The organism is Micromonospora sp. HB375 (assembly GCF_017872985.1).
GTDB classification, from domain to species: Bacteria; Actinomycetota; Actinomycetes; order Mycobacteriales; family Micromonosporaceae; genus Micromonospora; species Micromonospora chalcea.
Window position 1 is genome coordinate 4937103 of the sequence record NZ_JAGGJO010000001.1, and the last position, 17802, is coordinate 4954904.

The following is a 17802-nucleotide window of genomic DNA, read 5'->3' on the forward strand; positions in this document are numbered from 1 at the left end:
GCAGGATCGGGCGTATGGATCTCGGACTCGCCGACCGGGTGTACGTGCTGACCGGCGCCTCCGGCGGCCTCGGCTTCGCCACCGCCGAACAACTCGTCGCCGACGGCGCCCGGGTGGTCATCTCCGCGCGTACCCCGGAACGGGTGGCCGCCGCGATCGAGGCGCTCGGCGACCCGCAGCGGGCGATCGGGCTGACCGCCGACCTCGCCGATTCCGCCACCCCGGAGCGGCTCGTCGCCGCCGCCCGCGAACACTTCGGCCGCCTCGACGGCGCGCTGATCTCGGTCGGCGGCCCGCCGCCCGGCACCGCCGCCACCGTCACCGACGAGCAGTGGCGCGAGTCGTTCGAGACGGTCTTCCTGGGCAGCGTCCGGCTCGCCCGCACGGTGGCCGGCGCGCTCACCGACGGCGGCGCGATCGGGCTGGTGCTGTCCACCTCGGTACGCGGACCGCTGGCCGGCCTCGGCATCTCCAACGGGCTGCGACCGGGCCTGGCCGGCGTGGCCAAGGACATGGCCGACGAGTTCGGCCCGCGCGGCGTCCGTGTGGTCAGCCTGCTACCCGGGCGGATCATGACCGACCGCAACCGGGAGCTGCTGGCCGGTTCCGGCGATCCCGAGCGCGCCCGCGCCCAGGCGGAGGCGGCGATCCCGCTCGGGCGCATCGGCGACCCGGCGGAGTTCGGCCGGGTGGCGGCGTTCCTGCTCTCCCCCGCCGCCGGGTACGTCACCGGGGTGACCGTCCCGGTCGACGGCGGCGCGCTGCGCGGGCTGTGACAGTGGCCGCTGTGGTGGGCCGGGCGCCCGGGGCGGCGGGCCGGTGAGCGACCGACGGCGCCCGGGCGGTGGGCGGCCCGAGGCGGCCCCGGGGCCGGGCACGCCCGCCCGGCGGCACCCACGCCCCAGCCGCGAGCAGCTCGCGGCGGCGACCGACCGGCTGCTGCCGGATGTCATCGCGCCCGGCCTGGACGTGCTCTTCGTCGGCATCAACCCGGGTCTGTGGTCGGCGGCGACCGGCTGGCACTTCGCCCGTCCGGGCAACCGGTTCTGGCCCGCCCTGCACCGGGGCGGGTTCACCCCGCGTCTGCTGCACCCCAGCGAGCAGGACGCGCTGCCCGCACTCGGCCTCGGGATCACCAACATGGTGGCCCGCGCCAGTGCCCGCGCCGACGAGCTGAACGCCGCCGAACTGGTCGACGGCGCGGCGACGCTCACCGCGAAGGTCGAGCGGTACCGGCCGCGCTGGGTGGCGGTGGTCGGCGTGACCGCGTACCGGATCGGGTTCACCCGGCCGAAGGCCGGCTTCGGGCCGCAGCCCGAGCCGCTCGGGCCGGCCCGGCTGTGGGTGCTGCCCAACCCGAGCGGCCTGAACGCCCACTTCACCCCGGAGACGCTCGGCGCCGCGTTCGCCGAGCTGCGTGCCGCGGTCGCCGCGGGTTAGGGCCCCGGTCGCCGCGAGCTAGGGCTGCGGCCGTCCGGGTCGCCACGGCCCGGCCGCTGGGTGCCCGTCCACCCGGTCGGTGCCGATCCACGCCCGTCGGCACCGGGATTGAGGCCTCGCGGGCCGCTAGTTGGCCGCCGCCGGGGGCATGGCCTCGTGGGCGACGTAGGTGCCCATCGGCACAGTGGTCACCACCGGCTCCGGCTGCTCCGCCTCGGCATGAGGCGCGGGCGAGTCGGTGACCGCGAACTGGGTGCGGTACAGCTCGGCGTACAGGCCGCCGACGGCCACCAGTTCGTCGTGCCGGCCGCGCTCCACGATCCGCCCCTCGTCGAGCACGAGGATCTGGTCCGCGTCGCGCACCGTCGAGAGCCGGTGCGCGATCACCAGCGCGGTACGGCCGGTCAGCGCCACCGACAGCGCCCGCTGCACCGCTGCCTCGCTCTCCGAGTCCAGGTGGGCGGTGGCCTCGTCCAGGATCACTATCGACGGGGCCTTGAGCAGCAACCGGGCGATGGCGATGCGCTGCTTCTCGCCGCCGGAGAAACGGTAGCCGCGCTCGCCGACCGTCGTGTCGAGCCCGTCCGGCAGCGCCCGGACCAGGTCGGCCACCTGCGCGCCGGCCAGGGCGGCCCAGATCTCGTCGTCGGTGGCGTCGGGCTTGGCGTACCGCAGGTTCTCGCGGATGGTCTCGTGGAACAGGTGCGAGTCCTGGGTGACCACGCCGATCTCGTCGCGCAGCGAGGCGAGCGTCGCGTCCCGCACGTCGACGCCGCCGACCAGCACCTGGCCCTCGCTGACGTCGTAGATCCGGGAGATCAGCATGGACAGCGTCGACTTGCCGGCGCCGGAGGGGCCGACCAGGGCCACCATCTGCCCGGGCTCGACTGCGAACGAGACGCCCTTGAGCACCGGCTCGTTCACCGTACGGTCGAGGGTCGAGACCTCTTCCAGCGACGCGAGCGACACCTCGGCGGCGCTCGGGTAGCGGAAGCGCACGTCGCGGAACTCGACCCGGCCGCTGCCGCGCGGCACCGGCACCGCGTCGGGCTTCTCCGCGATGCCCGGACGCAGGTCGAGCACCTCGAAGACGCGGTCGAACGAGACGAGCGCGCTCATCACGTCGACCCGGACGTTGGAGAGCGCGGTGAGCGGGCCGTAGAGGCGGGTCAGCAGCAGCGCCAGCTTGACGACGGTGCCGGCGCTGACCGCACCGGTGACCGCCAGCCAGCCGCCCACCCCGTAGGTGAGCGCCTGGGCCAGCGACGCGACGAGCAGCATCGCCACGAAGAACGTCCGCGAGTACATCGCGGACTGGATGCCGATGTCGCGCACCCGCTCGGCCCGGCGGGCGAACCGGTCGGCCTCGACCTCCGGCGCGCCGAACAGCTTGACCAGCAGCGCTCCGGCCACGCCGAACCGCTCGGTCATGGTCGCGTTCATCTTCGCGTCGAGGTTGTACGACTCGCGGGTGATCTCGGCCAGGCGCCGGCCCACCCGGCGGGCCGGGATGATGAAGATCGGCAGCAGCACCAGCGCCAGTACGGTGATCTGCCAGGACAGCACGAGCATCGCGCCGGCGGTGAGCACGAGCTGGATGACGTTGCTGACCACCCCGGACAGCGTCGAGGTGAACGCCCGCTGCGCGCCGAGCACGTCGTTGTTGAGCCGGCTCACCAGCGCGCCGGTCTGCGTGCGGGTGAAGAACTGCAGCGGCATCCGCTGGACGTGGTCGTAGACCCGGGTGCGCAGGTCGAGGATGATGCCCTCGCCGATGCGGGCCGAATACCACCGCTGGACCAGGGAGAACAGGGCATCGGCCACGGCGAGCGCGGCGATGATCAGGGCGAGCCGGACCACAGTCGTGCGGGCGTCCGGACCGCCGCCGGCGATCGCGTCGATGACGTCGCCGGCGAGCAGCGGCGTGGCCACGCCGATCACCGCGGCGATGATCACGGTGATCAGGAAGACGACGATGTCACGCCGGTAGGGCCGGGCGAACGCGACGATCCGCCGGGCCGTGCCGCGCTTGAGCTCGTGGGCGGAGACCTCGTCCCGGTTGCGCAGCGACCGGAGCATGCTCCAGCCGCCCATGCCGCCGCCGGCCATCGGGTGGGACACTCGTCACCTCCAGGTCGTCAGGCAGCATGAATCGTCGGAGTCCATTCTCCAGACGCCTGTGACAACCTCGCGAGTAACCCAGATCTTCCCAAACGGTCCTTACGAAATCGCGCTCCGGGCCGGTTACTCGCCCCGGCCGGCCAGATCCCGGATACGCCGGGTCTGCGCCTCCCGCTCGGCGCGCTGCTGCTCGGCGTGCGTACGGTCGGCCGCGCCCGCCAGGAGCGCCTTGATCTCGACGATCGCGTCCCGGTTGTTGGCGAGGAGCCCGGCCGACAGGTCACGCACCGCGGCGTCCAGCTCGTCGTTCGGCACCACGAGCGTGGCCAGGCCGATCCGGTCCGCCTCGGTGGCGTCCATCCGGCGGCCGGTGGCGCAGATCTCCAGGGCGCGCGAATAGCCGACCAGCTCGACCAGGCGGCGCGTGCCGGCCAGATCGGGCACCAGGCCGAGTGTCACCTCGGCCATCGAGAGCCTGGCGTCGGCGGCGAGCACACGCATGTCGCAGGCGAGCGCGAGCTGGAAGCCGGCGCCGATGGCGTGGCCCTGCACCGCGGCGATCGACACCACGTCCGGCCGGTGCAGCCAGGTGAAGCCGCCCTGGTACTCGGCGATCCGGTCGGCGCACTCCGCCTCCGGGAGCGCGGCCAGCTCGGCGAAGGAGCCCGGCCCGGTGGCACCGGCGACCGCCAGGTCCAGGCCCGCGGAGAAGGCGCGCCCCTCGCCGCGTACGACGACGACGCGGACGTCGCCGGGCAGGTCGCGGGAGAAGTCGCTCATCGCCCGCCACATCGCCGGGGTCTGGGCGTTGAGCACGTCGGGCCGGCACAACGTCACCGTCGCAACCGGCCCGTCGCAGTCGAAGCGCACTCCGGTCGTCTCGGCGGTCACCGGACGCCCCGGAACACTGCGCTGATGGACGACGCTGGGCGGCGGGTCACGCCTTCTTCCGGCGCCGGGCGCCGCCGCGCTGCCGCAGCTGCACGCCGGATTCGGTGAGCACACGGTGGATGAACCCGTAGGAACGGCCGGTAGAGGCCGCCAGAGCACGGATGCTCTCACCCCCGGTGTACCGCTTTACCAGGTCTTTGGCGAGCGTCTGACGCTCGGCCCCGACGATCCGGCGACCCTTCTCAGTGCTGGTGGCTGTGCCGGTGGCTGCCATGCTGATCCCTCACGTCCCAGACTGTGCGGTTCGGATACGGTCCCACCTATTAGACCGCCTCGGACGATCATGCGCCAGATATCAACTATTCGCCAACCGACACGCTACGCAATGTCAGCTTCCCGATAGAGTGATCCTTCCGACCGGCTGATCCGTACCGCCCCGCCGGACGAGCGCATCCTCCCTCATGATCGACACCAGTTCCCCGAAGTGGCTGCGTCACCGTGCTCCGGACACCTCCACTTCGGCGAACTGGTGTGGATCATGCGATGGCCGGTGCGGCGGGCCGTATCGTGCGCGGGGTGATTGACGTGATCACGGCCGCGGCGGGTGCCGCCGGTGTCTTCGCCGCCACCAATCTCGACGACATCGTCGTGCTCACGGTGCTGTTCGTGGCCCTCCGGCACACCGGACGCCCCCGGCCCTGGCAGATCGTCGCCGGGCAGTACGCGGGCATCGGCGCGCTCGTCGCGGTCGCGGTGGTGGCCGCCGCCGGGCTGCTCGTGGTGCCGGACCCGTGGCCCGGCCTGCTCGGCCTGCTGCCGGTCGCGCTCGGCGTACGCGCGCTGATGTCCCGTGGCGACGACGACGAGCCGCCGGCGGTGGTCGGCAGCCTGCTCGGCGTCGCCGGGGTGACCGTGGCGAACGGAGCCGACAACGTCGCCGTCTACGTGCCGGTGTTCCGCTCCCTCGACCCGGCCACCGGCCTGGTCTGGCTGCTGGTGTTCGCGCTACTGGTGGCCGTGTGGTGCGCGGTCGCCGCCGCGCTCGGCGGGCACCCCCGGGTGGTGGCCCTGGTCGGCCGCGCCGGCCACTGGCTGGTGCCGGTGATCTTCATAGTCATCGGCGCGACCATCCTGCTCACCTCCGGCGTCCTCCCCCACCTGGCCGATCTCCTGACCTGACCGACCCGACCCGCCCCGACCCGGCCCACGGGGAAAAGAGGGCGGGTCAGGCCAGCTCGACCAGCTCCAGCAGGTCGTCGGACCAGGCGTCCTCGTCGCCGTCGGGCAGCAGGATGGCGCGGTCCGGCTTGAGCGCGCTGACCGCGCCCGGGTCGTGCGTGACCAGCACGATCGCGCCCGGGTAACGGGCGATCGCGTCCAGCACCTGCTCACGGCTGACCGGGTCGAGGTTGTTCGTCGGCTCGTCCAGCAGCAGCACGTTGGCGCCGGAGCAGACCAGCGTGGCCAGCGCCAGCCGGGTCTTCTCGCCGCCGGAGAGCACGCCGGCCGGCTTGTCCACGTCCTCGCCGGAGAAGAGGAACGCGCCGAGGATCTTGCGCAGGTCGGTGTCGGTCTGGTCGGACGCGGCGCTGCGCATGTGCTCCAGGATCGTCCGGTCCACGTCGAGCGTCTCGTGCTCCTGGGCGTAGTAGCCCAGCCGCAGCCCGTGCCCGGGGCGTACCTCGCCGGTGTCCGGCTCCAGCAGCCCGCCGAGCATCCGCAGCAGCGTGGTCTTGCCGGCGCCGTTGAGGCCGAGGATGGCCACCCGGGAACCCCGGTCCACCGCCACGTTGACGTCGGTGAAGATCTCCAGCGACCCGTACGACTTGGACAGGCCGGTGGCGGTCAGCGGCGTCTTGCCGCACGGGGCGGGGCTCGGGAACCGTACCTTGGCGACCTTGTCCGCGACGCGGACCTCGTCCAGGCCGGAGAGCAGGCGCTCGGCGCGCCGGGCCATGTTCTGGGCGGCGACGGTCTTGGTGGCCTTGGCCCGCATCTTGTCCGCCTGCGCCATCAGCGCGCCGGCCTTCTTCTCGGCGTTTGCGCGCTCCCGGCGGCGGCGCCGCTCGTCGGTCTCCCGCGCCTCCAGGTACGCCTTCCAGCCCAGGTTGTACGTGTCGACCACGGACCGGGTGGCGTCCAGGAACCAGACCTTGTTGACCACCGCCTCCAGCAGCGAGGCGTCGTGGGAGATCACGATCAGGCCGCCCTTGTGGTTGGCGAGGAAGCCGCGCAGCCAGGTGATCGAGTCGGCGTCGAGGTGGTTCGTGGGCTCGTCGAGCAGCAGGATGCCGCCGCCGTTCTCGCCGGCGTCGCGGAACAGGATCCGGGCCAGCTCGATGCGGCGGCGCTGACCGCCGGAGAGCGTGCCGATGGTCTGCGCCAGGGCGCGGTCGGGCAGGCCGAGGTTGGCGCAGATGCGGGCGGCCTCGGCTTCGGCCGCGTAGCCGCCGAGGGAGGCGAACTGGTCCTCCAGCGCGCCGTAGCGGCGGACCAGCCGCTCGTCGTCGGCGCCTTCGGCGAGCTTGTTCTCCAGCTCCTTCATCTGCGCCATGAGCGCGTCCAGCCCACGGGCGGAGAGCACCCGGTCCCGGCCGGTGACGTCCAGGTCACCGGTGCGCGGGTCCTGCGGCAGGTAGCCGATGGCGCTGCGCCGGTCGATCTGGCCGCCGTACGGCTGTCCCTCGCCGGCGAGCACCTTGAGCGTGGTGGTCTTGCCGGCGCCGTTGCGCCCGACCAGGCCGATCCGGTCCCCCGGCTGCACCCGCAGGGTGGTGTCGGACAGCAGGATCCGGGAACCGGCGCGCAGTTCCAGGCCGGTGGCAGTGATCATCTCGGAGTACTCGCTCTCGGGTCCGGAAGGGCTGATTCAGGGCACGCGAAAGCGCCGGCGGGTGGTGTTTTCCCGTCGGCGCGGGGCGGTTCAGCCTTCGCAGCGCAGCACGGGGGCAAGTGTACCGGGCCCCGCAGGTCCCTTCCGCCGGATTACCGGGCAAGATCATCGGGTACCGAAACCGCCGTCCGGACCCGGTCCGGTACCGCAACCATCACAAACGGACACATCGGTGATCGGGGTCAACATGGAGCTGAACGAGAACGCGCGGGTCGACACCAGCCAGGTGGACGACCGGCGAGGGTCCGGCGGAGGCGGCGGGATGGGCATTCCGATCCCGATCGGCGGCGGCCGGGGCGGGATCGTGGGCATCATCATCGCCGTGCTCGTCGCCCTGGTGGGCGGCGGCTTCGGCCTCAACGCCGCCACCAACGGCGGCGGCTCCGAGCAGGGCGACAACACCTCGCTGGAGCAGAAGTGCTCGGCGCAGGACGCGCTGGAGCAGCTCGACTGCCGCAACACTCTCTACGTCAACTCGATCCAGGCGTACTGGCGTACCGCGATGCCGGAGGCGTTCGGCGAGCAGTACAAGCCGTCGAAGACCGTGTTCTTCAGCCAGAACGTCAGCACCGCCTGCGGCGCCGCCGACTCCGGCGTGGGCCCGTTCTACTGCCCGGCCGACGACCAGGTCTACATCGACCTCACGTTCTACCGGCTGCTGGCCGACCAGCTCGGCGCCAAGGGCGAGTTCGCCCAGCCGTACGTGCTGGCCCACGAGTACGGCCACCACGTGCAGGACCTGCTCGGCACCGAGGCGCAGATGCGCCGCCAGCAGGAGCGTGACCCGCAGAGCGCGAACGCGCTGTCGGTGAAGCTGGAGCTGCAGGCCGACTGCTACGCCGGCGCGTGGGCGAAGAACGCCACCGGCACCGCCGACGAGCGCGGGCAGAAGATCTTCAAGAGCATCACCGAGGAGGACATCTCCCAGGCCATCGACGCCGCCGAGAAGATCGGCGACGACGCGATCCAGGAGCGTTCCGGTCGGCCGGTGAACCCGGACGAGTTCACCCACGGCAGCTCGGAGCAGCGCAAGCAGTGGTTCACCAAGGGCTTCACCACCGGTGACCCGAAGTCCTGCGACACCTTCGGCGCCGGGGCCTGATCCCCGCTCGGCGCATCGGCCCGCACCGCCACGGACGGCGGTGCGGGCCGATGTCGTTTCCGGGGCCGGTCAGGCCGGCAGTGTCACCTGAGCCGGAGTGGACCGGTTGACGGTCGTCCCGTCACCGAGCTGGCCTCCGCTGTTGTCGCCCCAGCACCACAGGCCGGCGTCGGTACGGATCGCGCAGCCGTGGTCGGTGACCGCGAGCCCGCCGGTCCAGCTGGTGGCGGTGCCGACCTGCGCGGGCGCGGACCGGTGGGTGGTGCTGCCGTCGCCCACCTGGCCGGCCGAGTTCTTGCCCCAGCACCAGAGGGTCCCGTCGGTACGCGACGCGCAGGACGTGTCGCTGCTCGCGGCGATCCGGTTCCACGTGGTGGCGGTGCCGATCTGCACCGGCGCGGTCCGGTACGAGCCGCTCACGCCGAGCTGACCGTATCCGTTCTCACCCCAGCACCACAGCCCGCCGGCGCGGACCCCGCAGGTGTGCGCGTACCCGGCCGCGACGCCGGTCCACCCGGTCGCGGTGCCGACCTGCGCGGGCGCGGTCTGCGGCGTCAGGTTGCCGAGCCCGAGCTGGCCGTCCGAGCTGGCCCCCCAGCACCAGAGCGTGCCGCCGGTCCGGATACCGCAGGTGTGCCCGTAGCCGGTCGAGACGCTCACCCAGTCGGTGGCCGTGCCGACCTGCAGCGGGGTGTTCGCGACGTACGGCGAGGCGCCGACGCCCAGCTGGGTGGTCCGGTTGAAGCCCCAGCACCAGAGCGTGCCGTCGGTGCGTATCGCGCAGGTGTGCTGGGGGCCGGCGTCGACCCGGGCCCAGGTGGTCGCGGTGCCGACCTGCACCGGGGCGCTGCGGCTGGTGGTGCTCCCGTCACCGAGCTGGCCCCGGAAGTTCGAGCCCCAGCACCACAGCGTCCCGTCCGTGCGGACCGCGCAGGTGTGGCCGGTGCCGGCGTCGACGTTCGTCCAGGTGGCGGTGCCGACCCGCGTCGGGGCGCTGCGGTTCGTGGTGGTCCCGTCGCCGAGCTGACCGCCGTAGTTCGAGCCCCAGCACCACAGTCCCCCGTCGGTGCTGATCGCGCACGTGTGCGCGCCGCCCGCGGTGACGCTGCTGACGGTGGGCGCGGCGAGCGCGGCGCGCTGCGCCGGGCCCGCGTTCGCCGTACCGGCGGTGAGTGTGGCGGTGAGCACGAGGCTTCCGGCGCTCATTGCCGCCGCCGCGACGAGGAGTCTCGTCGCACGGCGCCACCGGGCCCGCAGGCGGCCGTCCTGATATCCGCTCATGAAGTTGTTGTCTCCCAACGATGTCGGCGCGTGATGGCGGAGGTGAAGCTGCCCCTGCGGGTCGCCCGGAGACCCGCTGCTTCGTGACACCGACGATAGGCATCGAGTCGATTCGATGCACCATCGAGGAGCGGGATTGAGCCGTCTTGAGGTGATCTTTCCTGTTCAGCGGACCAGGATGTGGACCGCCCGGGCGGCGGCGACAGCGGCCACCAGCACCGCGTGCCGGGGCTCCGGCACGTCGAGCAGGCGCGGCGCGCGCAGCGCCGCGAGCGGGGCCAGCCGCCGGTCGGCCAGCACCGTGTCCACCGCGCGCCGGTCGCCGCCGCACACCAGCGTCGACAGCGTTCCGGCCTCCGGCAACAGCAGGCGTACGGCCAGCTCGGCCGCGTCGCCCAGGGCCGCCTTCGCCTGGTTGTCGCGCCGCCGGGCGAACCGCTGCTGGGACCAGCCGCCCGCCGCGGTACGCCCCTGCACGTACCGGGTGTCCACCTTGGAGACCACCAGGTCGGCGCCGTCGGCGACGCCGACCGCGACAGCGCCCTTGCGGGCAAGCAGCAGACCGATCCGGCGGGCCGCGGTGGCGGAGGCGACGAATCCGGGTACGTCCGCCGACGCGCTCGCCCCGGGCGGGGTGTGCAGCTCGGCGGTGGCGTCGTCCGGGGCGGTGAGGAGGAGCCCGTACTCCTGGACTGTGGTCGTGGGCGGGCCGTGCCGGTCGGTGAAACCCTCGACCCAGCGGGCGACGCGGCCGGGGTCGACCTCGACCCACCGGCCGCCGCCGGCGGCGGGTCGGCTGCTCATGGCCCGACGGTACGCCATCGCCGGACCCGGGAACGCAACGCGGGAGGACACCGTGACCGGTGCCCTCCCGCGTCTACCGGGTGGATCAGTGGACGGTGAGGTTGCCGCCCTTCAGCGTGACCTCGGCGGTGCCGCCGCCCGTCCAGTCGGACGAGAACAGCAGCGCGCCGCCCTTCCACAGCGTGACCCCGACGGTGTCGTTCCTGCCGGGGGCGCCCCGGTCGGTCACCGTCACGGCCAGGGTCAGGCCGGAGGCCACCAGCTTGCCCTTGTTGTCGTACAGGGCGGCCTGGTAGCGCACCTGGGCGACCTTGCCCGCCGAGGTGACGCCGAGCGCGTCGACGGTGCCGGACTTGATCGTGTACGCCTTCCCGCCGGAGCGGAACTCGATCTCGGCCTTGCCGGTGGCGGGCTTGTTCGCCTTGCCCGGCTTCGCGTTCAGCTCCACCTCGACGGTGGAGTTCACGTCGGCCGGGTAGGTGCCCGCCGAGCGGGTGGCGGTCAGGTGACCGCCACCGGTGAGGAACCCGCCGTCGGAGACGGCGACTGTGACCTGCGCGGTGGTGCTGCCCGTGTAGTTGCCGCCCACTGTCGCGGTGACGGTGTGCGTGCCCTTCGGCAGCGTGGCCTCGCACGCCGCGGACGCGCTCGTGGTGGCCGTGCCCAGCAGGGCCGGCACTGCGGCGCAGAGCGTCACGCCGTCCTTCGTGAAGGTGACGGTGGCGGTCCGGATGTCACCGGCTGTGGTGTCCGTCGCGCCGGGCAGCACCGAGCTGTCCCGGACCACGGCCCGCAGCAGGGCCTTGCCGGAGGCGCCGCCGGTCGCGGTGTTCACCAGCGTGTCACCGGCCCAGCTGACCGCCGCGTCCTCGGCGGTGACCGTGATGGTGAACGAGGTGCTGCCGGTCAGCCCGGAACCGTCGGAGACGGTCACCGTGACCGGATAGGCACCCGGGGCCGCCGTGGTGGTGCCGGCGACCGTCCAGGTACGCGAGCCCGGCCGGGCGTCGGCCGCGGAGGTGCTCGTGACGGCCAGGGACAGGCCGGCGGGCAGCCCGGTGGCGGCGGCGGTCAGGTCCGCGCCCGTGGTGTCGCCGTCGGTGGCGGTGACCGTGACGGCAGGCGAGAGCGCGTCGCTGTACTGGACGCTCACGCCGTCCGGGGCGGTGCTGGTGACGGCCGGGGCGGACCGGATCGTGAAGTCGGCGTCGTTGACGTCGAAGAAGACGTTCCCGACCGCCTCGATCTTGATCCGGGCCTTCCCGGTCGCCACGTTCGGCAGCGTCACCGTCGCCGAGCCGGTGTTGGCGGTCTGCTCCGCCAGCACGTACGGGAAGGTCAGCCCGCCGTCGGCGGACAGCGAGATCTTCACCTGCGCGGCGTTCACCGGCGCCACGTCGGTGCCGGCCACGTCCCACGTCACGGTCTGGGTCGAGCCGCCGTCCAGGACGGCGGCGGCGCCCTGCGAGGTCACCAGGAACGGACCCGCGTCCGGCGCCAGCACCACGGCGACGTCGCCGCTGCCGATGCCGCCGCCGCCCAGCCGCCCGTCCCGGGCGGTGAGCTTGAAGTGCAGGGTCCGGTCACCCGCGATGCCGACCCAGTCGCGGGTGGGCAGGAACTCGGAGTAGCAGTCGACAAGCTCGGCCGGCACGTTCGACGCGCCACCGGTGGCCGGCGGCGCCGGGGCAGCCGGGCAGGCGCCGGTGGCCGCGTTGGTGTTGCCGGCCAGGATCTGCCGCATGTCCGGGAACACCCGGGTCGAGTCGGTGGTCACCGCGTTCAGCCCCGGCGAGTAGTACTTCAGCGTGTCCGTCGGCGACACGATCGCCGCCTCGCCGAACACCCGGAACAGCGGACCGTTGACCTTCGTGTTGTTCGTCAGCGCGGTGCCGGTCGTGGCGCCCCTGTCGTTCTGCTCCCACAGGTACGTGACGGTGTCGCCGTCGGCGTCGGTGGCGCTGCCGGTCAGCGCGAACGGCGTACGCACCGGGATGGTGACGGTCTCCGGGACGGTGACCACCGGGGCGTGGTTGGTGGTCTCCTCGACCAGCCAGCCGCCGTTGTCGATGGCGCCGCCCTTGGCCGTCTCACCGACGAAACCGGACGCGCCGGAGGCGTTCGTCAGCTCCAGCGACGCCACGTTGGTGGTGGCCAGCGTGCCGCCGAAGGTCACCTGGAAGCCGTTGTCGTTGAGCGTGCCGCTGCCACCGAACGCGGCCACGGTGACCGTCGCGCCGGCCGGCCAGCCGGCGATGCCCTCGATGGCCGCCTTGATGCCCGCGGTGGTGTAGTTGACGCCCCGCGTTATCGGCGCCGAGTCGCTGCCCGCGTAGCTGATGGTGAACGAGTCACCGTCGGCGTCGAACCCGTACAGCGAGACGTTCTGCACCTCGTTGATGGCCGGGCGGTTCGACGTGACGTAGTTGGTGATCTCGGTGTAGCTGCGGTGCGACCAGTACGGGTCGCTGTGCGGCTGGAGGTTGTCCTGCTGGCAGATGCCCGCGTACGCCATGATCGACGAACCGCTGCCCGGCTCGTACGAGTTGGCCGCGCTGCGGTTGCCGCCCGAGCAGTTGTACTGGGTGCCGTTGAAGGTGTGGTTGCCGGCGAACTGGTGACCCATCTCGTGCGAGACGTAGTCGACCGCGTAGAAGTCGCCGACCGGTGTCGGCAGGCCGGTGCAGCCCTGCGCCTTGCCGTTGCCGCCGATCACGCCGAGGCTGGCCACGCCGCCGCCGTTGACGCCCAGGCCGACGTGGCCCACGTCGTAGTTGCTCGCGCCGACCAGCTGGCCGAGCACGATCCGGTTACGGCTGAGCGTGCCACTGCCGCAGGAGGTGAGCTGCGCCGGTGTGAAGCAGGCCGCCGCGCCGCACGGGCCGTTCGGCTCGGTGGCCAGGGCCGGCGTGTTCAGGTTGGTCTTGTCGGTGTCGTTGATCAGCACGAGCCGGATCGCCGTCTCGTCCTCGTAGATCTGGGTGACCCGGTTCATCAGCGTCACCTTCGCGGCGGTGACGTTCTCCGCGCCGAAGTAGGTGGCGTACGACGGGTCGGTCACCAGCGCCACCCGGTAGGTGCGCAGCTTCACCAGCGGCCCGGCCGGGACCTCCGCCTCGGCGATCTCCTCGGCCAGGGCGTGCGCCTCCTGCGTGACGTCCGCACGCTCGACGAACTCGCCCTCCGGGTGCTCCAGGTCGCGGGCGAAGTAGCTCGCGTACAGGCTCTGGTCACGCTGGTAGTACGGGTCGATGTACCAGTTGCCCTTGGCCGACCGGACCGAGGCGTGGAACCCGAGCGGGGTGAGGTCCGCGCGGATGGTCGCGGCCGGGTCGTCCAGGCCCTTGCCGGCGTACGTGGTGATCTCCGGGTGCCTCGCGGCCAGACCGGCCTCCATGACCGGCGAGTCGACCAGCTCGAAGCGCTGGAACGTGCCGTCCGGAGCGGGCAGCGACACCACCTGCTTCGCCACCCGGGCCACCGCGACGCGCTTCTCGGCCGGCGCCTTGTCCAGCAGGCCCTTCATGGTGCCGCGGTCCAGCTTGTACGCGGTCAGCCGCTTGGCCTTGATCGCGGCCTGGCGGCCCGCCTTGGTGGCCGCCGGCTTGCCGTCCACCTTCTGCCACGGCCCGTGGACGCCGGGCGCGGCGGAGGCGGGCGCGGGCGCCGCGAGAACGGGAAGCGTCGCCGCGGCCAGCGCGGCGACGAGGAGGGCAGCGGTCCGTCCGCGCCGGGCGGGTTGCCGGTCGCGCGGCGGACGCCACAGGGTGATCCTCAAGTCTTCTCCCTGCTGGGTCTGGTGTGGATCGACGCACGACCGGTGGGGATGACCGGATGTACGTGAACGGTCCACGGATTGTTCCGTGACCCTAGGACCACTCGCGACTCCGAACATCAGCCGCGAAGATGATGCGGTTGCGTCCGGACGATGCTCCGGGTCGTCCCGGCTCCCGGAATCCGATCGTTGCCGTCGGGCCGCGGCCGTCCCCTTCGGTCAGACACCGAGCACTGTGGCGACCGCGAGGGCGGCGATGATGACACTGGACAGCAGCGCGGTGACCCGCCGCCCACGGGGACCGGTGAGGGCCCGGCCGATCAGCGAGCCGCCGCCGGCGATCAGCAGCTGCCAGCTGGCCGAGGCGAGGAACACGCCTGCGGTGAAGGCGGCCGCGCCGACCGGGCTCGAGCCGAGCACGTCGCCCCGGCCGAGGACGAGCGCCACGAAGTAGACGACGGTGGCCGGGTTGAGCAGGGTCAGCGCGAGAACCGCGGCGAACGCCCGCACCGGCGTGTCCAGGCCACCCCGCGGACTCGGCTCCTGCGCCGGGGCGGGTGAGTTCGGCTCCTGCGCCGGGGCGGGTGGGCGCATCGCGCGCCAGGCGGTGAGGCAGGCGAGGGCCAGCAGCACCCCCGCGGCGATCAGCCGCAGCGGACCCGCGAACGGCGCGAGCCCGCTGGCCACCGCGGCCCCGCCGAGCGCCGCGACGGCCGCGTACATCCCGTCGGCGGTGGCCACGCCGAGCGCCGCCGCCGAACCGACCCGGAACGAGGTACGCGCGCTGAGCCCGAGAATGAGGATCGCGATCGCGCCGACCGGGATGGCGACGCCGTAGCCGGCGACCAGGCCGGCCAGGAACGCCCCGGTCACGACGAGGGGTGGTGGGCCGAGGCGGCCGGCGGCAGGGTGCGCTGTCGACGCGCGGCGGTGGCCGCACGGACAGGAGCCTGCTTCGGGTACGCCTCGATCACCCGCTCATCCTGCCCCCTGGTTCCCCCACCCCGGAACCGGTTTTCCCGCGCCTCGGTTGGACTGAAGATCTTGGTACGAATCTGCCCCCGTGGGGGGCGATCTCGTACCAAGATCTCGCCGTTCCGGGCACCAACGCCGGTGGCAGTGCCGCCGGGTCACCTTGATCGACACCACTTCGCCGATGTGGCGGCATCAAAGCCACTCCGACCACACCACTTCGGCGTAACGGTGTCGATCATGCCGAGAGAACACCGCGGGCGCGGCACCCCTCAAGGGTGCCGCGCCCGCGGCGGTGACCGGGAGAACTGTCAGACGTTGAAGCCGAGCGAGCGCAGCTGGTCGCGCCCCTCGTCGGTGATCTTGTCGGGGCCCCACGGCGGCAGCCACACCCAGTTGATCCGGATGTCGTTCACCAGGCCGCCACCGGGACCGGTGGTCAGCGCCTGCCGGGCCTGGTCCTCGATCACGTCGGTCAGCGGGCAGGCCGCCGAGGTCAGCGTCATGTCCAGGGTGGCCACGTTGTCGTCGTCGACGTGGACGCCGTACACCAGGCCCAGGTCGACCACGTTGATGCCCAGCTCCGGGTCGACGACGTCCTTCATCGCCTCTTCGATGTCGCCGATAGCGGCCTTGCCGCCGGCCGGCGCCGCCGCGCCCGCGGCCGCGCCGCCGGCAACAGCACCGTTGACGGCCGCGCCGTCCGTCGCCACCGCGCCAGCCTCGGGGGTCATGTTCTCGTCGCTCATGCCTTCACCTCCGGGCTCACGCCCACCCCGGCGCGTGCCGCGGCGTCCTTGAACGCCATCCACGACAACAGCGCGCACTTCACCCGGGCCGGGTAGCGCGCGACACCCGCGAACGCCACCCCGTCTCCGAGCACGTCCTCGTCCGGCGTGACCTGGCCCCGCCCGGACATCAACTGCACGAACGCCTCGTGCACCACCGCGGCGTCGCTCGCGGCCCTGCCGCGCAGCAGCTCGTGCAGGATGCTCGCCGACGCCTGGCTGATCGAGCAGCCCATCCCGTCGTACGAGATGTCGGTGAACACCGTGCCGTCGGTCGCCACCCGTACGGTGATCTCGTCGCCGCAGGTCGGGTTGACGTGGTGCGCCTCGCCGACCCGGGCGGCCGGGTCCGCCGCGTCCCGCAGGCCGCGGCCGTGCGGGTGCTTGTAGTGGTCCAGGATGATCTCCTGGTAGAGGGATTCGAGCTGCATCACTGGAACACCTTCCGCACCCGCTCCAGACCCGCCACCAGGGCGTCGATCTCCGCGGTGGTGGTGTAGAGGTAGAACGACGCCCGCGTCGTGGCCGGCACCCCGAACCGGGTGCACACCGGCCGGGCGCAGTGGTGGCCCACCCGCACCTGCACGCCGAGCGAGTCGAGCACCTGCCCGACGTCGTGCGGGTGCACGTCACCGAGCGCGAACGAGATCGTCCCGCCCCGGCCCACCGGCACCGTCGGGCCGAAGATCCGCAGGCCGGGCACGGTGGCGAGGGCGTCCAGCGCGTACGCCGTCAGCTCCTTCTCGTGCCACTGGATGGCCGGCATGCCGATCGCGGTGAGGTAGTCCACCGCGGCGCCGAGCGCGACCGCCTCGGCGATCGGCGGGGTGCCCGCCTCGAACCGGGCCGGCGGCGCGGCGAACGTCGAGCCGCCCATGGTCACCGTCTCGATCATCGAGCCGCCGCCCATCACCGGGGGCATCGCGGCGAGCAGCTCGCCCCGGCCCCAGAGCACGCCGATGCCGGTCGGGCCGCACATCTTGTGCCCGGTGAAGACGATGAAGTCGGCGTCGTGGTCGACCACGTCCATCGGCAGGTGCGGCACCGACTGCGAGCAGTCGAGCAGCAGCAGCGCGCCGACCTCGCGGACCCGCGCGGTGATCCGCGAGGTGGCGTTGACGGTGCCGAGGATGTTCGACATGTGCACCAGCGAGACGATCTTCGTCCGCTCGGTGACCAGGTCGTCCAGGCCGGACTCGTCGAGCCGGCCCTGGTCGGTGACCGGGAACCAGCGCAGCGTCGCGCCGGTGCGCTCCGCGAGCAGCTGCCACGGGACGATGTTCGAGTGGTGCTCCATCTCGGAGATCACGATCTCGTCGCCGGGGCCCAGCCGGAACCGGGGGTCGCCGTCCGCGCGCAGCGAGGCGTTGGAGAAGGCGTACGCCACGATGTTGATCGCCTCGGTGGAGTTCTTGGTGAACACCACCTCGTCCACGCTCGGCGCGTTGATGAACGCGGCGATCTTCGCCCGCGCGCCCTCGTACGCCTCGGTGGCCTCGGTGCCCAGCGTGTGCACCGAGCGCGACACGTTGGCGTTGTGCAGCGCGTAGTGCTCGGCGAGCACGTCGAGCACCTGCCGCGGCTTGTGCGAGGTGTTGGCGCTGTCCAGGTAGACCAGCGGGTGGCCGTTGACCTCCCGGTCGAGGATCGGGAAGTCGGCCCGCACCTTCGCCACGTCGAAGCGCGGCACGTCGTCGTACTGCGGCATGCCCGCCGGGATGGCCATCGAGGTCAT

At 72.5% G+C, this 17802-nt stretch carries 15 protein-coding genes; 4 read left to right on the forward strand and 11 right to left on the reverse strand.

Annotation, left to right across the window (positions count from 1 at the left end):
- Window positions 1-14 precede the first annotated feature (14 nt).
- Both J3R08_RS21550 and mug read left to right on the forward strand, forming a co-directional pair.
- Window positions 15-776 carry an SDR family oxidoreductase gene (locus tag J3R08_RS21550; RefSeq protein ID WP_069089101.1) on the forward strand — a complete coding sequence of 254 codons (762 nt, stop codon included), beginning with the start codon at window positions 15-17 and terminating at the stop codon, window positions 774-776.
- A 43-nt stretch (window positions 777-819) separates the two neighbouring features.
- On the forward strand, window positions 820-1440 hold the full coding sequence (mug, locus tag J3R08_RS21555) for a G/U mismatch-specific DNA glycosylase (protein ID WP_209962621.1): 621 nt from the start codon (window positions 820-822) through the stop codon (window positions 1438-1440).
- A 126-nt stretch (window positions 1441-1566) separates the two neighbouring features.
- Here the strand turns inward: mug and J3R08_RS21560 are convergent, their stop codons facing one another.
- The 3 genes from J3R08_RS21560 to J3R08_RS21570 form a co-directional block, all read right to left on the reverse strand.
- Window positions 1567-3549, reverse strand: coding sequence for an ABC transporter ATP-binding protein (locus J3R08_RS21560; protein ID WP_064445314.1), 1983 nt, complete (start codon window positions 3547-3549; stop codon window positions 1567-1569).
- 135 nt (window positions 3550-3684) lie between these two features.
- Window positions 3685-4452: an enoyl-CoA hydratase/isomerase family protein gene (locus tag J3R08_RS21565; protein ID WP_043329652.1), complete on the reverse strand. Its 768-nt coding sequence runs from the start codon at window positions 4450-4452 to the stop codon at window positions 3685-3687.
- A 46-nt stretch (window positions 4453-4498) separates the two neighbouring features.
- The gene (locus tag J3R08_RS21570) at window positions 4499-4726 is read right to left on the reverse strand and encodes a helix-turn-helix domain-containing protein (RefSeq protein WP_007072022.1); all 228 of its coding nucleotides are present in this window, start codon (window positions 4724-4726) and stop codon (window positions 4499-4501) included.
- Between the two features lie 302 nt (window positions 4727-5028).
- Here J3R08_RS21570 and J3R08_RS21575 point away from each other — a divergent pair, with 302 nt between their 5' ends.
- The gene (locus tag J3R08_RS21575) at window positions 5029-5631 is read left to right on the forward strand and encodes a cadmium resistance transporter (protein WP_280841886.1); all 603 of its coding nucleotides are present in this window, start codon (window positions 5029-5031) and stop codon (window positions 5629-5631) included.
- A 46-nt stretch (window positions 5632-5677) separates the two neighbouring features.
- Here the strand turns inward: J3R08_RS21575 and J3R08_RS21580 are convergent, their stop codons facing one another.
- Window positions 5678-7285, reverse strand: coding sequence for an ABC-F family ATP-binding cassette domain-containing protein (locus J3R08_RS21580; RefSeq protein WP_209962623.1), 1608 nt, complete (start codon window positions 7283-7285; stop codon window positions 5678-5680).
- 247 nt (window positions 7286-7532) lie between these two features.
- Here J3R08_RS21580 and J3R08_RS21585 point away from each other — a divergent pair, with 247 nt between their 5' ends.
- Complete coding sequence (locus J3R08_RS21585) at window positions 7533-8447, forward strand: neutral zinc metallopeptidase (protein ID WP_043331134.1); 915 nt, start codon at window positions 7533-7535, stop codon at window positions 8445-8447.
- A gap of 69 nt (window positions 8448-8516) precedes the next feature.
- Here J3R08_RS21585 and J3R08_RS21590 read toward each other — a convergent pair whose 3' ends face one another.
- The 7 genes from J3R08_RS21590 to J3R08_RS21620 form a co-directional block, all read right to left on the reverse strand.
- Window positions 8517-9728: a chromosome condensation regulator gene (locus J3R08_RS21590; RefSeq protein ID WP_043329648.1), complete on the reverse strand. Its 1212-nt coding sequence runs from the start codon at window positions 9726-9728 to the stop codon at window positions 8517-8519.
- 165 nt (window positions 9729-9893) lie between these two features.
- A complete protein-coding gene (locus J3R08_RS21595; protein WP_069089096.1) occupies window positions 9894-10532 on the reverse strand; it encodes an acVLRF1 family peptidyl-tRNA hydrolase in 639 nt (212 codons plus the stop codon).
- An 85-nt stretch (window positions 10533-10617) separates the two neighbouring features.
- Complete coding sequence (locus tag J3R08_RS21600; protein ID WP_245254786.1) at window positions 10618-14310, reverse strand: M12 family metallo-peptidase; 3693 nt, start codon at window positions 14308-14310, stop codon at window positions 10618-10620.
- A gap of 216 nt (window positions 14311-14526) precedes the next feature.
- A complete protein-coding gene (locus J3R08_RS21605; protein WP_209962625.1) occupies window positions 14527-15180 on the reverse strand; it encodes a LysE/ArgO family amino acid transporter in 654 nt (217 codons plus the stop codon).
- A 410-nt stretch (window positions 15181-15590) separates the two neighbouring features.
- The gene (locus J3R08_RS21610) at window positions 15591-16013 is read right to left on the reverse strand and encodes a metal-sulfur cluster assembly factor (RefSeq protein ID WP_064446423.1); all 423 of its coding nucleotides are present in this window, start codon (window positions 16011-16013) and stop codon (window positions 15591-15593) included.
- Between the two features lie 11 nt (window positions 16014-16024).
- Window positions 16025-16498, reverse strand: a complete 474-nt coding sequence (sufU, locus tag J3R08_RS21615; protein WP_064445308.1) for a Fe-S cluster assembly sulfur transfer protein SufU — start codon at window positions 16496-16498, stop codon at window positions 16025-16027.
- A complete protein-coding gene (locus tag J3R08_RS21620; protein ID WP_064445307.1) occupies window positions 16498-17802 on the reverse strand; it encodes a cysteine desulfurase in 1305 nt (434 codons plus the stop codon). Before J3R08_RS21620 ends, sufU begins: the two co-directional genes overlap by 1 nt.

Coding starts and splice junctions, on each gene's coding strand:
- J3R08_RS21595 (WP_069089096.1), bottom strand. CDS start 10,532: ATGAGCAGCCGACCCGCCGCCGGCGGCGGCCGGTGGGTCGAGGTCGAC.
- J3R08_RS21585 (WP_043331134.1), top strand. CDS start 7,533: ATGGAGCTGAACGAGAACGCGCGGGTCGACACCAGCCAGGTGGACGAC.
- J3R08_RS21610 (WP_064446423.1), bottom strand. CDS start 16,013: ATGACCCCCGAGGCTGGCGCGGTGGCGACGGACGGCGCGGCCGTCAAC.
- J3R08_RS21560 (WP_064445314.1), bottom strand. CDS start 3,549: ATGGCCGGCGGCGGCATGGGCGGCTGGAGCATGCTCCGGTCGCTGCGC.
- sufU (WP_064445308.1), bottom strand. CDS start 16,498: ATGCAGCTCGAATCCCTCTACCAGGAGATCATCCTGGACCACTACAAG.
- J3R08_RS21570 (WP_007072022.1), bottom strand. CDS start 4,726: ATGGCAGCCACCGGCACAGCCACCAGCACTGAGAAGGGTCGCCGGATC.
- J3R08_RS21620 (WP_064445307.1), bottom strand. CDS start 17,802: ATGACCTCGATGGCCATCCCGGCGGGCATGCCGCAGTACGACGACGTG.
- J3R08_RS21550 (WP_069089101.1), top strand. CDS start 15: ATGGATCTCGGACTCGCCGACCGGGTGTACGTGCTGACCGGCGCCTCC.
- J3R08_RS21590 (WP_043329648.1), bottom strand. CDS start 9,728: ATGAGCGGATATCAGGACGGCCGCCTGCGGGCCCGGTGGCGCCGTGCG.
- J3R08_RS21580 (WP_209962623.1), bottom strand. CDS start 7,285: ATGATCACTGCCACCGGCCTGGAACTGCGCGCCGGTTCCCGGATCCTG.